Genomic DNA, 12,247 nt, shown 5'->3' with positions numbered 1-12,247 from the left:
GCGTGGCACTGCGGTTAGGCGCAATCGTTGAAGCCCTCGGAGGTGAACTCCAGGGCGATTCCGGGCTTTCGATCGAGCGGCTGGCGCCGCTGGCGACGGCGCAGGCCGACGCGATCGCGTTCCTGAGCAATCCCCGGTACCAGAAGGAACTGGCTGCGTCCCGCGCCGGCTGCGTGATCGTTGCACCGTCCATGCGCGAAGCGGCGGCCGCACGCGGGGCCTTCATCGAGACGCCCGATCCCTACCTTTACTTCGCGCGGCTCACCCAGCTCTGGAAGAAGTCCCACGCCAGGCCCGAGGCGCAGCGCATCCACCCGAGCGCCGTGATCGATCCGGAAGCATCGGTCGACCCCAGCGCCCGCATCGGCGCGCTGTGCGTGATCGAGCGCGGCGTCCGCATCGGCGCCGACACCGTGCTCAAGTCGAACGTGACCGTCAGCGAGAACTGCGTGATCGGCGCGCGCTGCCTGCTGCATCCGGGGGTGGTCATCGGTGCCGACGGCTTCGGCCTGGCGCCGCACGAGGGCGCCTGGGTGAAGATCGAGCAGCTCGGGGCGGTGCGCATCGGCGACGACGTCGAGATCGGCGCCAACACCTGCATCGATCGCGGGGCGCTCGATGACACGGTGATCGAAGACGGCGTCAAGCTCGACAACCTGATCCAGATCGGCCACAACGTGCGCATCGGCAAGCACACCGCCATGGCGGGCTGCGTTGCGGTCGCCGGCAGCGCCACCATCGGGGCCTACTGCACCTTCGGCGGCCGGGCCGGCGTGCTGGGCCATCTCACGATCGCCGACCACGTGCACATCTCGTCGACCTCGCTGGTGACGCGATCCATTCTCAAGCCCGGCCAGTACACAGGCGTGTTTCCCATCGACGACAATGCCGCCTGGGAAAAGAACGCCGCCACTCTCAAGCAATTGCACAGTCTGCGGGACCGGCTGAAGGCCCTGGAAAAAATGACGAAGCAGGACCCCAAACAATGACGACGACGATCGATATTCACGAAATCCTCAAGCTGCTTCCGCACCGATACCCGTTCCTGCTGGTGGACCGCGTGCTCGACATGGAGAAGGGCAAGCGCATCACGGCACTCAAGAACGTGACCATGAACGAGCCGTTCTTCAACGGCCACTTTCCGCATCGCCCGGTCATGCCGGGGGTGTTGATGCTGGAGGCGATGGCGCAGGCCGCGGCCCTGCTGTCGTTCCGCTCGCTCGACATCGTTCCCGACGACAACACCATCTACTACTTCGCGGCGATCGACGGTGCGCGCTTCAAGCGGCCGGTCGAGCCCGGCGACCAGCTCATCCTCGAAGTCGAGATCGAGCGCATGAAGGCCGGTATCTCCAAGTTCAAGGGCCGCGCGATGGTCGGCACCGAATTGGCCTGCGAAGCCACCTTGATGTGCGCCATGCGCCAAATCAGCTGAATCCGCGCTCGGCATGACCCTGATTCATTCGACTGCGATCGTCGACCCTCGGGCCGAACTCGACCCGACGGTCAGTGTCGGCCCCTATGCCGTGATCGGCCCGCACGTTCGGATCGGCGCCGGCACCACGATCGGCGCGCACTGCGTGATCGAGGGCCGGACCACCATCGGCCGCGACAACCGGATCTTCCAGTTCGCATCGCTGGGCGCGGAGCCGCAAGACAAGAAATACGCCGGCGAGCCCACCGCACTGATCATCGGCGATCGCAACACGATCCGCGAGTTCTGCACCTTCAATATCGGCGTGCCCGGGGCGGGCGGCGTGACGCGGGTGGGCCACGACAACTGGATCATGGCCTACACGCACATCGCGCATGACTGCCGCGTCGATGACCACACCACGCTCTCCAACAACACGACGCTGGCCGGCCACGTGCACCTGGCGGACTGGGTGACAGTGGGCGGACTGACCGGCATCCACCAGTTCGTGTCGGTCGGCGCCCATTCGATGCTCGGTTTTGCCAGTGCGGTCACGCAGGACGTGCCGCCCTTCATGCTGGTGGACGGCAATCCTCTCGCCGTGCGCGGGTTCAACGTGATCGGCTTGCGCCGCCGGGAGTTTTCGCCGGCCCGGATCGCGGCGGTGAAGCAGATGCACCGGCTCCTGTACCGCCAGGGCAAGACGCTGGATGAGGCGCGCACCGCGATCGAGGCACTCGCTGTCGAGATGCCTGAATCGGCGCCCGACGTCGCGATGATGAGTGAATTTCTCGCCGGCGCCACGCGCGGCATCGCGCGCTAAGTCGTCGCATGCCTGAAACGCAGCGGCAGTTTTCGCTGGTCGCCGGCGAGGCCTCGGGCGACCTGCTGGCCGGCCTGATGCTCGACGGCCTGCAGGCCCGCTGGCCGGCGATGAAGGCGGTCGGCATCGGCGGCCCGCAGATGCTGGCGCGGGGCTTCGAAACCTGGTGGCCCCAGGAGAAGCTGGCGGTCAGCGGCTATGTCGAAGTGCTGCGGCACTATGCCGAGATCGCCGGCATCCGACGCCAGTTGCGCGCCCGGCTGCTGCGCGAGTCGCCAGAAATCTTCATCGGCGTCGATGCGCCGGATTTCAACCTCGACCTGGAAGCCGGCCTGCGCGCGCGCGGCCTCAAGACGGCGCATTTCGTCTGCCCCTCGATCTGGGCCTGGCGGCCGGAGCGGGTCGTGAAGCTGCGCGCAGCCGCCGACCACGTACTGTGCATCTTCCCGTTCGAGCCTGCCTTGCTCGAGAAACACGGCATTGCCGCGAGCTACGTCGGCCATCCGCTGGCCAAGGTGATCCCGATGGCGCCCGACCGTGAGGCTGCACGCGCGGCGCTCGGGCTGGACCCTCAGGCCCAGGTGGTCGCCATCCTGCCCGGCAGCCGGCGCTCGGAGCTGCGTCACTTGGCGGCCTTGTTCTTCGAAGCCGCGGCCCTGATGCTGAAATCACGGCCCGGGCTGCGCTTCATCTGCCCGGTGCTGCCGAACCTCCGGGCCGAGATGGAACAAGTGCTGCAGGCCAGCGGCCTGGCGGGCCGGGTGACGCTGCTCGACGGCCGCTCCCACACTGCGCTGGCGGCTTGCGACGTCACGCTGATCGCCAGCGGAACCGCCACGCTGGAGGCGGCGCTCTTCAAGCGGCCGATGGTGATCTCCTACCGCGTGAACCCGCTGACCTGGCGATTGGTGATGCGGCGCAAGCAGTTGCAGCCCTGGGTCGGTCTGCCCAATATCCTCAGCGGCGAGTTCGTGGTGCCCGAGGTGCTGCAGGATGCCGCAACGCCCCAGGCGCTGGCCGAGGCCACGCTGGCTTGGCTCGCTTCGCCGGACAGGGTTCACGCCTTGCAACAACGTTTTTGCGCGATGCACGCAGAATTGCTGCGCGATACGCCGACACTGTGCGCCGATGCGATCCAGAAAGTTCTTGAAGGCTGAGCAGGCCCGGTTGGTCTGGGACGGCCCCGGGCTGCTGGCCGGCGTCGACGAAGCGGGCCGCGGTCCGTTGGCCGGTCCGGTGGTGGCCGCGGCCGTGATCCTCGACGACCAGCGGCCGATCCGCGGCCTGGCCGACTCGAAGACGCTCACCGCGCTGCAGCGCGAGCGCCTCCACGACCAGATCCTGGCCAAGGCCCTGTGCTGCTCGGTCGCGCAGGCCAGCGTCGAGGAGATCGACACCCACAACATCCTGCAGGCGACCATGCTGGCGATGCGGCGCGCGGTCGAGGGCCTGCGGCTGAAGCCGGTCAAGGTACTGGTCGACGGCAACCGGTTGCCCACGCTCAGCGTGCTGGCCGAGGCGATCGTCAAGGGCGACGCGCGGGTCAAAGCGATCTCGGCCGCCTCGATCCTGGCCAAGGTGCACCGCGACCGGCTCTGCGCGGACCTGCACGCCGAGTTCCCGCAGTACGGTTTTGCCGGCCACAAGGGCTACGGCACGCCCGAGCATCTCGAGGCGCTGCTGCGCCACGGTGCCTGCGTGCACCATCGCCGCTCCTTCAGCCCGGTCGCCGCGGCGCTGGCGCGGGCGGCCGATCCGGCGTCCGGCCTTGGCGGGAGCAGCGCATGAGCGCCGCGCCGGGCCGCCCCAAGCAAGCTCGCACCGCAGTGCGAAGCACGGAGGTTCGTCAATGCGCCGCGCCGGGCCGCCCCAAGCAAGCTCGCACCGCCGTGCGAAGCACGAAGGTATCCCGATGAGCGTCGACGACGTCAGCCACGTCACTTCCAGGGACAACCCGCTGCTCAAGGAACTGCGCAAGCTCGCCCATGACCCGGGTGCCTACCGCAAGAGCGGACGCGTCTGGGTCGAAGGCGACCACCTGTGCCGCGCCGCCCGCGAGCGCGGCGTGCGGCCGGCGGTCGCGGTGTTCGCCGAATCGCTCTGGCCGGCGGCGCGCCACGAATGGGCCGGCGCGGCCGCCAAGACCGTGGTGCTGGCCGACGCGCTGCTGGCAGGCGTCAGCGGGCTCGAATCGCCGGCACCGATGGGCTTCGTGCTCGACCTGCCGGCCCGGCCCGCGGTCGAGCCGACGGCGCCGACCGTGGTGCTCGACCGCCTGCAGGACGCCGGCAACGTCGGCTCGATCCTGCGCAGTGCCGCGGCCTTCGGTTTCACCCAGGTGGTGGCGCTCAAGGGCACGGCGGCGCTGTGGGCGCCCAAGGTGCTGCGTGCCGGCATGGGGGCCCACTTCGGCCTGCGGCTGATCGAAGGCGTGGAAATCGACGCCCTGGACGCCCTCGCGGTGCCCTGGATTGCCACCAGCTCGCACCGCGGCGACTGGCTGCATCGCACCCGGCTGCCGTTTCCCTGCGCCTGGCTGATGGGGCACGAAGGGCAGGGGGTCTCGGCCGCCCTGGAGGCCAAGGCATCCCGCCACGTGCGCATCGCGCAGCCGGGCGGCGAGGAGTCGCTGAACGTCGCCGCCGCCGCCGCGATCTGCTTGTATGCAAGTGCTGCCGGGGCGGATTCGTAGGCCGCTCACGGTTATAATCAAGGGCTTTCCCGCTCACACCCCGCCCTCAGCGCACGCAAGCCAACTCCTCGACGAAAGTCGCAGCCCACGGTCACATTTCTTGACGACTTGGGTTCGCTTTGGGCGTCATCCATCCGGAGATCCCAGTGCTTTTGTCTCTCAAGGGAAAATTCCCGCCCGCCATCCTGGCGCTTGCAGACGGCACGGTCTTTCTCGGCAACTCGATCGGCGCCACCGGCGTCACGACCGGCGAAGTGGTGTTCAACACCGCCATGACCGGTTACCAGGAAATCCTGACCGACCCGAGCTATTGCCAGCAGATCGTGACCCTCACGTACCCGCACATCGGCAACTATGGCGTCAACGAGGAAGACATCGAGGCCGACAAGATCCACGCCGCCGGCCTGATCATCAAGGACCTGCCGCTGGTCGCGTCCAACTTCCGCAAGACCGCCACGCTGACCGAATACCTGGTGGGCGGCAACACGGTCGCCATTGCCGACATCGACACCCGCAAGCTGACGCGCCACCTGCGTACCAACGGCGCCCAGAACGGCTGCATCCTCGGCCTGGCCGAAGGTGAAACCGTCACCCAGGCGCTGATCGACAAGGCCGTGGCTGCCGCCAAGGCCGCGCCCAGCATGGCCGGCCTCGACCTCGCCCGCGTGGTGTCGGTCAAGGAAACCTACGAGTGGACGCAGACCGAGTGGAAGCTGGGTTCGGGCTACGGCGTGCAGATCACGCCCAAGTTCCATGTCGTGGCCTTCGACTACGGCGTCAAGAAGAACATCTTGCGGATGATCGCCCAGCGCGGCGCGCGCATCACGGTGGTGCCGGCGCAGACGCCGGCGGCCGATGTGCTCAAGCTGCGCCCGGACGGCATCTTCCTGGCCAACGGCCCGGGCGACCCGGAGCCTTGCGACTATGCGATCTCGGCGGTGAAGGAGCTGATCGAAACCGGCATCCCGACCTTCGGCATCTGCCTGGGCCACCAGATCATGGCGCTGGCCTCGGGCGCCAAGACCTTCAAGATGAAGTTCGGCCACCACGGCGCCAACCATCCCGTGAAGGACCTGGACAACGGCCGCGTCAGCATCACGAGCCAGAACCACGGCTTCGCGGTGGACGAGAAGACCTTGCCCGCCAACCTGCGGCCCACCCACATCAGCCTGTTCGACAACACGCTGCAGGGTCTGGCGCGCACCGACAAACCGGCTTTCTGCTTCCAGGGCCACCCCGAGGCCTCGCCCGGGCCGCACGACATCGGCTACCTGTTCGATCGCTTCACGGCACTCATGCAAAGTCACAAAGAAGGACAGAAGAATGCCTAAGCGCACAGATCTGAAGAGCATCCTCATCATCGGCGCCGGCCCGATCATCATCGGCCAGGCCTGCGAGTTCGACTACTCCGGCGTGCAGGCCTGCAAGGCGCTGCGCGAGGAGGGCTACAAGGTCATCCTGATCAACAGCAATCCGGCGACGATCATGACCGACCCGGCCACGGCCGACGTCATCTACATCGAGCCGATCACCTGGCAGACGGTCGAGAAGATCATCGCCAAGGAGCGCCCGGACGCGATCCTGCCGACCATGGGCGGCCAGACCGCGCTCAACTGTGCGCTCGACCTCTGGCGCAACGGCGTGCTCGACAAGTACAAGGTCGAGCTGATCGGCGCCACGCCCGAAGCCATCGACAAGGCCGAGGACCGCCTGAAGTTCAAGGATGCGATGACCAAGATCGGCCTCGGTTCGGCGCGTTCGGGCATCGCCCATTCGCTCGACGAGGCCTGGGCCGTGCAGAAGACGGTCGGCTTCCCCGTCGTGATCCGCCCGAGCTTCACGCTCGGCGGCACCGGCGGCGGCATCGCCTACAACCCGGAAGAATTCGAGACCATCTGCAAGCGCGGCCTCGAAGCCTCGCCGACCAACGAGCTGCTGATCGAAGAATCGCTGCTCGGCTGGAAAGAGTACGAGATGGAAGTCGTGCGCGACAAGGCCGACAACTGCATCATCGTCTGCTCGATCGAGAACCTCGACCCGATGGGCGTGCACACCGGCGACTCGATCACGGTGGCGCCGGCCCAGACCCTTTCCGACAAGGAGTACCAGATCCTGCGCAATGCCTCGCTGGCCGTGCTGCGCGAGATCGGCGTCGACACCGGTGGCTCGAACGTCCAGTTCTCGATCAACCCGAAGGACGGCCGGATGGTCGTGATCGAGATGAACCCGCGCGTGTCGCGTTCTTCGGCGCTGGCGTCGAAGGCGACCGGCTTCCCGATCGCCAAAGTCGCGGCCAAGCTCGCCGTCGGCTACACGCTCGACGAACTGCGCAACGAGATCACGGGCGGCGCCACGCCCGCGAGCTTCGAGCCCAGCATCGACTACGTGGTCACCAAGATCCCGCGCTTCGCTTTCGAGAAATTCCCGCAGGCCGACTCGCGCCTGACCACGCAGATGAAGTCGGTCGGCGAGGTGATGGCCATGGGCCGCACTTTCCAGGAGTCGTTCCAGAAGGCGCTGCGCGGGCTCGAAGTCGGCGTCGACGGCCTCAACGAGAAGACCCAGGATCGCGAGGTGCTCGAGAAGGAGCTCGGCGAGCCCGGCCCCGACCGCATCTGGTACGTCGGCGATGCCTTCGCGATGGGCCTGAGCGTCGACGAGGTCTTCGCGCTGACCAAGATCGATCCGTGGTTCCTGGTGCAGATCGAGGAAATCGTGAAGATCGAGCTCGAGCTGGAAACCAAGTCGCTCGACGAGATCGACAAGGACACCCTGCTTGCGCTGAAGAAGAAGGGCTTCTCCGATCGCCGCCTGGCGCGCCAGCTGAAGACCACCGACACCGCGATCCGCGAGAAGCGCCGCGCGCTGGGCGTGCGTCCGGTCTACAAGCGGGTCGACACCTGTGCGGCCGAGTTCGCGACCAACACCGCCTACATGTACTCGACCTACGAGGACGAGTGCGAATCCGCGCCGACGACCAACAAGAAGATCATGGTGCTCGGCGGCGGCCCGAACCGCATCGGCCAGGGCATCGAGTTCGACTACTGCTGCGTGCATGCCGCGCTCGCGATGCGCGAGGACGGCTACGAGACCATCATGGTCAATTGCAACCCCGAGACCGTCTCGACCGACTACGACACCAGCGACCGCCTGTACTTCGAGCCGCTGACGCTCGAGGACGTGCTCGAGATCGTCGACAAGGAAAAGCCGACCGGCGTGATCGTGCAGTACGGCGGCCAGACGCCGCTCAAGCTCGCGCTCGACCTGGAAGCCAACGGCGTGCCGATCATCGGCACCAGCCCGGACATGATCGACGCCGCCGAAGACCGCGAGCGCTTCCAGAAGCTGCTGCACGAACTCGGCCTGCGCCAGCCGCCGAACGCCACCGCGCGCACCGAACCCGAGGCCCTCGAGAAGGCGGCCGCGCTGGGCTACCCGCTGGTGGTGCGCCCGAGCTACGTGCTCGGCGGCCGCGCGATGGAGATCGTCCACGAGCAGCGCGACCTCGAGCGCTACATGCGCGAGGCGGTCAAGGTCAGCAACGATTCGCCGGTGCTGCTCGACCGCTTCCTCAACGACGCGGTCGAATGCGACGTCGACTGCCTGCGCGATGCCGAGGGCACGACGCTGATCGGCGGCGTGATGGAACACATCGAGCAGGCCGGCGTGCACTCGGGCGACTCGGCTTGTTCGCTGCCGCCCTACAGTCTGAAGGCCGAGACGATCACCGAACTCAAGCGCCAGAGCGCCGCCATGGCCAAGGCACTGAACGTGGTCGGCCTCATGAACGTGCAGTTCGCGATCCAGGAGAGGGACGGCCAGGACGTGATCTACGTGCTCGAAGTGAACCCGCGTGCGTCGCGCACCGTGCCCTTCGTGAGCAAGGCGACCGGCATCCAGCTGGCCAAGGTCGCGGCCCGCTGCATGGCCGGCCAGTCGCTGAAGTCGCAGGGCGTGACGAAGGAAGTCACGCCGCCGTACTTCAGCGTCAAGGAAGCCGTGTTCCCGTTCGTCAAGTTCCCGGGCGTGGACACCATCCTCGGCCCCGAGATGAAGTCCACCGGCGAGGTGATGGGCGTGGGCAAGACCTTCGGCGAAGCCTTCGTGAAGTCGCAGATCGGCGCCGGCACCATCCTGCCCAAGTCGGGCCGTGTGTTCATCTCGGTCAAGAACAACGACAAGGCGCGCGCGGTCGAAGTCGCGCGCGGGCTCGCGAAGCTGGGCTTCGTGCTGATCGCGACCAAGGGCACGGCCGCGGCGATCGGTGCCGCGGGCATCGCCTGCGCGGTGGTCAACAAGGTGACCGAGGGCCGTCCGCACATCGTCGACATGATCAAGAACAACGAGATCGCGCTGGTCATCAACACGGTGGAGGAGCGCCGCAACGCGATCGCCGACTCGCGCCAGATCCGCACCTCGGCGCTGCTGGCCCGCGTGACCACGTTCACGACCATTTTTGGCGCCGAAGCGGCGGTCGAAGGCATGCAGCACATGGACGAGCTCGGCGTGATCTCGATCCAGGAAATGCATGAACAGTTGCTTGAGCACTGAGCTCGCTCCCAGGTGGCCCGTACTTCGTGTCGGGCGCCCATCCCCTGCCGGCGGCGACGCCAGCGGGCCGGCAATGCCGGTTCGCTGCGCTCGCCCTTGATCGAGCGCAGGGCCTTGCGGGCCGGGTGAGCACAGAATCGCATCAAAGGAGACTTTGCATGGACACGCAGCTCGTAGAGCTTGACCTTCACGACTGGAGCGCGGCCACGCCGAACGAGGCGTGGATCGCTGCGCTCGAGGCCGGCAAGGTGCTGTACTTCCCGCGGCTGGGTTTCGACCTGCTGCCCGAAGAGCAGGCCCTGCTGACGCCCACGGTGCTGTCTCCCGACGTGCGCAACATCAGTCTCGATGCCAATGGGCGCATCAAGGGCGTGGCGGGCGACGAGGCCCGGCAGCGCGCGGTGGCGGCGATGGTCGGGCGCTTCCGCACCCAGGCGCAGCAGCTGATCCACGGGCTGCTGCCGCACTACGTGCCGGCGCTGCGGCTGGCGCCGACCAGCTACCGGCCGGCCCAGGTCGAGACACGGGTCCAGTCGTGGCGCGCCGACGACCGCCGGCTGCATGTCGATTCCTTCCCCTCGCGTCCCAACTACGGCGAGCGCATCCTGCGCGTGTTCACCAATGTCAATCCGCAGGGCGCCCCGCGCGTCTGGCGGGTCGGCGAGCCCTTCGAGACGGTCGCGAAGCGCTTCCTGCCGCGCGCCAAGCCCTATTCGCGCTGGCAGGCCAGGATGCTTCGCACGCTGCGCGTGACCAAGTCGCTGCGCAGCGAGTACGACCACCTGATGCTGCAGCTGCACGACGGCATGAAGTCCGACCTGGACTACCAGGAAAAGTGCGAGCAGCAGACCGTGCCGTTTCCGGCCGGATCGGTATGGGTCTGCTTCTCGGACCAGACCTCGCACGCCGTGATGTCGGGCCAGTACATGCTCGAGCAGACCCTGCATCTGCCCGCCGCGAGGCAATACAATCCCGATTCGAGCCCGCTCGCGATCCTGAGCCGGCTGACCGGACGCACGCTCGTCTGAACTTTTTTTCTCCCTTCGACCGCCGAACGGCAGCGTTCGGCGGTTTCGCTTTCTGGAGCAACGAAATGGCAACCATCCCCATCACCAAGCGCGGCGCAGAGAAGTTGCGCGAAGAACTGCAACGGCTCAAGACGGTGGACCGCCCGTGGGTCATCAACTCGATCGCCGAGGCGCGCGCCCAGGGCGACCTCAGCGAGAACGCCGAGTACGAGGCGGCCAAGGACCGCCAGGGCTTCATCGAAGGCCGCATCCAGGACATCGAAGGCAAGCTGTCGGCGGCCCAGGTCATCGATCCGACCGCGCTCGATGCGGGCGGCAAGGTCGTGTTCGGCTCGACGGTCGAGCTCGAGGAAGAGAAGACCGGCGAAGCCGTGAAGTACCAGATCGTCGGCGAGGACGAGGCCGACCTCAAGCTCGGCCTCATCAACGTCTCCAGCCCCATCGCGCGCGCGCTGATCGGCAAGGAAGAGGGCGACACGGCCGAGGTGCAGGCGCCCGGCGGCGTGAAGCGCTACGAGATCGTCGGCGTCAGCTACCTCTGAGCGGGGCTGCGCGACGCATGAAGGACCGCATCGCACTGCTCGTCGCCGCGTTCTGGTGGGGCAGTCTCTCGACCATCGGCTTCCTGGTCGTGCCGATGCTGTTCGCGCGGCTCGGCAATCCGGCCGTGGCGGGCAACTTCGCCGGCCAGCTGTTCGCGGCCCAGACCTGGGTCGCGCTGGCCTGCGGGCTGTTGCTGCTCGTGCATTTCCGCGCGCAGGCCGGCGAGCGCATCGAAGGGCCGGCGCGCACCGCGATCGGGCTCGTCATCACCGCGCTGCTGCTCGCGCTGCTGCAACAGTACGCGGTCGCGCCCCGCATCCTGGCGCGCGAGAACCTCAAGCTGTGGCACTCGCTGGGCAGTGCGATGTACCTGGGCCAGTGGCTCTGCGCCGGCGTCCTGCTGTGGCGCATGGGACGCCGATCGGCCTGATCAGGCCTTCCAGAAGCTCGTGATCCAGCGCGCCGGCCGGATGAACCGGAAGCGCCGGTTGCGCCGTCCGGCCAGGGCGTCGGGCGGGTTGCACTCCCCGTGAAAGACCATGATCCTCGCGCCTTCCGGCACGAAGGGTTCGCGCCAGTAGTTGGTCGGCCAGGTCGGGATCCCGTGGTACTTGAAGCTCGGGCACCAGGCCTCGGGCCAGTAGGCGAGCTTGCCCTTGCGATGCATGAAATCCGACAGGTAGGCCTGCTCGTTGCGGTGTTCGGCCTGTACCGCATCCATGTTCTGGCGGAAGTGCGCCAGGACATCGGGGTGCGCGCCGATCTCGAAGCGGTACACCGAGGAATTCCCGGTGATGCGCCGGCGCCGCCAGGGGCGCTCGTAGTCGTGGATGATGAGGAATTCGCCCGGCTGCTCGAAGAAGGCGTCCAGGCTGCCGACCACCACCACGTCGAGGTCGACGAACAGCGCGGTACCGCGCAGTCCGTACAGGTCGGCCTCGAAGGTGGTCAGCTTCTTCCAGGCCCGGTCCGGCTGGCCCGGCGCCAGTTCCAGGTCCAGCGGCGGGATCGGGAAGCACTGGACCTCGCTGCGGATGCCCTGGGGGTCATCGGTCAGGCAGACGAAGCTGAAGTCGCCCTTCAGGTGGCGCCGCACCATCGCGTAGAGGCGGTTGACGTAGTCGGGCCCGTACTTGGTGCCCCATTTCATGCACAGGATGTGCCGCCGCGGCTGGCTCGCTGTCTCGCTCGGCATC

Annotated in this window: 12 protein-coding genes; 11 read left to right on the top strand and 1 reads right to left on the bottom strand. The window is 67.2% G+C overall.

The genetic code is table 11. The features are described 5' to 3' along the window. Window positions 1-2 precede the first annotated feature (2 nt). The 11 genes from lpxD (at window position 3) to AB4Z46_RS05930 (ending at window position 11,481) form a co-directional block, all read left to right on the top strand. Window positions 3-989 carry a UDP-3-O-(3-hydroxymyristoyl)glucosamine N-acyltransferase gene (lpxD, locus tag AB4Z46_RS05980; RefSeq protein ID WP_442282567.1) on the top strand — a complete coding sequence of 329 codons (987 nt, stop codon included), beginning with the start codon at window positions 3-5 and terminating at the stop codon, window positions 987-989. Then, a complete protein-coding gene (gene fabZ, locus AB4Z46_RS05975) occupies window positions 986-1,435 on the top strand; it encodes a 3-hydroxyacyl-ACP dehydratase FabZ (RefSeq protein WP_442282566.1) in 450 nt (149 codons plus the stop codon). The genes lpxD and fabZ overlap by 4 nt, the downstream gene beginning before the upstream one ends. Before the next feature lie 13 nt (window positions 1,436-1,448). Further along, complete coding sequence (gene lpxA / locus AB4Z46_RS05970; RefSeq protein WP_442282565.1) at window positions 1,449-2,237, top strand: acyl-ACP--UDP-N-acetylglucosamine O-acyltransferase; 789 nt, start codon at window positions 1,449-1,451, stop codon at window positions 2,235-2,237. 8 nt (window positions 2,238-2,245) lie between these two features. Then, on the top strand, window positions 2,246-3,394 hold the full coding sequence (lpxB, locus tag AB4Z46_RS05965; protein WP_442282564.1) for a lipid-A-disaccharide synthase: 1,149 nt from the start codon (window positions 2,246-2,248) through the stop codon (window positions 3,392-3,394). Next, window positions 3,366-4,025: a ribonuclease HII gene (gene rnhB / locus AB4Z46_RS05960; RefSeq protein ID WP_442282563.1), complete on the top strand. Its 660-nt coding sequence runs from the start codon at window positions 3,366-3,368 to the stop codon at window positions 4,023-4,025. The genes lpxB and rnhB overlap by 29 nt, the downstream gene beginning before the upstream one ends. 124 nt (window positions 4,026-4,149) lie before the next feature. Further along, the gene (locus AB4Z46_RS05955) at window positions 4,150-4,929 is read left to right on the top strand and encodes a TrmH family RNA methyltransferase (protein WP_442282562.1); all 780 of its coding nucleotides are present in this window, start codon (window positions 4,150-4,152) and stop codon (window positions 4,927-4,929) included. Window positions 4,930-5,075: 146 nt separating this feature from the next. Then, window positions 5,076-6,260: a glutamine-hydrolyzing carbamoyl-phosphate synthase small subunit gene (gene carA / locus AB4Z46_RS05950; protein ID WP_442282561.1), complete on the top strand. Its 1,185-nt coding sequence runs from the start codon at window positions 5,076-5,078 to the stop codon at window positions 6,258-6,260. Further along, window positions 6,253-9,480, top strand: coding sequence for a carbamoyl-phosphate synthase large subunit (gene carB, locus AB4Z46_RS05945; RefSeq protein ID WP_442282560.1), 3,228 nt, complete (start codon window positions 6,253-6,255; stop codon window positions 9,478-9,480). The genes carA and carB overlap by 8 nt, the downstream gene beginning before the upstream one ends. Window positions 9,481-9,638: 158 nt before the next feature. Beyond that, on the top strand, window positions 9,639-10,508 hold the full coding sequence (locus tag AB4Z46_RS05940; RefSeq protein WP_442282559.1) for a Kdo hydroxylase family protein: 870 nt from the start codon (window positions 9,639-9,641) through the stop codon (window positions 10,506-10,508). A gap of 65 nt (window positions 10,509-10,573) precedes the next feature. After that, complete coding sequence (greA, locus tag AB4Z46_RS05935; protein WP_442282558.1) at window positions 10,574-11,050, top strand: transcription elongation factor GreA; 477 nt, start codon at window positions 10,574-10,576, stop codon at window positions 11,048-11,050. A gap of 17 nt (window positions 11,051-11,067) precedes the next feature. Beyond that, window positions 11,068-11,481: a DUF4149 domain-containing protein gene (locus tag AB4Z46_RS05930; protein WP_442282557.1), complete on the top strand. Its 414-nt coding sequence runs from the start codon at window positions 11,068-11,070 to the stop codon at window positions 11,479-11,481. Here the strand turns inward: AB4Z46_RS05930 and AB4Z46_RS05925 are convergent, their stop codons facing one another. Continuing rightward, on the bottom strand, window positions 11,482-12,246 hold the full coding sequence (locus AB4Z46_RS05925; RefSeq protein ID WP_442282556.1) for a glycosyltransferase: 765 nt from the start codon (window positions 12,244-12,246) through the stop codon (window positions 11,482-11,484). Between the last annotated feature and the right edge of the window lies 1 nt (window position 12,247).

It is taken from the genome of Variovorax sp. M-6 (assembly GCF_052114385.1).
Classification (GTDB): Bacteria; Pseudomonadota; Gammaproteobacteria; order Burkholderiales; family Burkholderiaceae_C; genus Variovorax.
Note: the sequence above shows the minus strand (reverse complement) of the source record. Positions and strands in the feature narration are given on the sequence as shown.

Coding starts and splice junctions, on each gene's coding strand:
- fabZ (WP_442282566.1), top strand. CDS start 986: ATGACGACGACGATCGATATTCACGAAATCCTCAAGCTGCTTCCGCAC.
- lpxA (WP_442282565.1), top strand. CDS start 1,449: ATGACCCTGATTCATTCGACTGCGATCGTCGACCCTCGGGCCGAACTC.
- lpxB (WP_442282564.1), top strand. CDS start 2,246: ATGCCTGAAACGCAGCGGCAGTTTTCGCTGGTCGCCGGCGAGGCCTCG.
- rnhB (WP_442282563.1), top strand. CDS start 3,366: ATGCGATCCAGAAAGTTCTTGAAGGCTGAGCAGGCCCGGTTGGTCTGG.
- AB4Z46_RS05955 (WP_442282562.1), top strand. CDS start 4,150: ATGAGCGTCGACGACGTCAGCCACGTCACTTCCAGGGACAACCCGCTG.
- carB (WP_442282560.1), top strand. CDS start 6,253: ATGCCTAAGCGCACAGATCTGAAGAGCATCCTCATCATCGGCGCCGGC.
- AB4Z46_RS05940 (WP_442282559.1), top strand. CDS start 9,639: ATGGACACGCAGCTCGTAGAGCTTGACCTTCACGACTGGAGCGCGGCC.
- greA (WP_442282558.1), top strand. CDS start 10,574: ATGGCAACCATCCCCATCACCAAGCGCGGCGCAGAGAAGTTGCGCGAA.
- AB4Z46_RS05930 (WP_442282557.1), top strand. CDS start 11,068: ATGAAGGACCGCATCGCACTGCTCGTCGCCGCGTTCTGGTGGGGCAGT.
- AB4Z46_RS05925 (WP_442282556.1), bottom strand. CDS start 12,246: ATGCCGAGCGAGACAGCGAGCCAGCCGCGGCGGCACATCCTGTGCATG.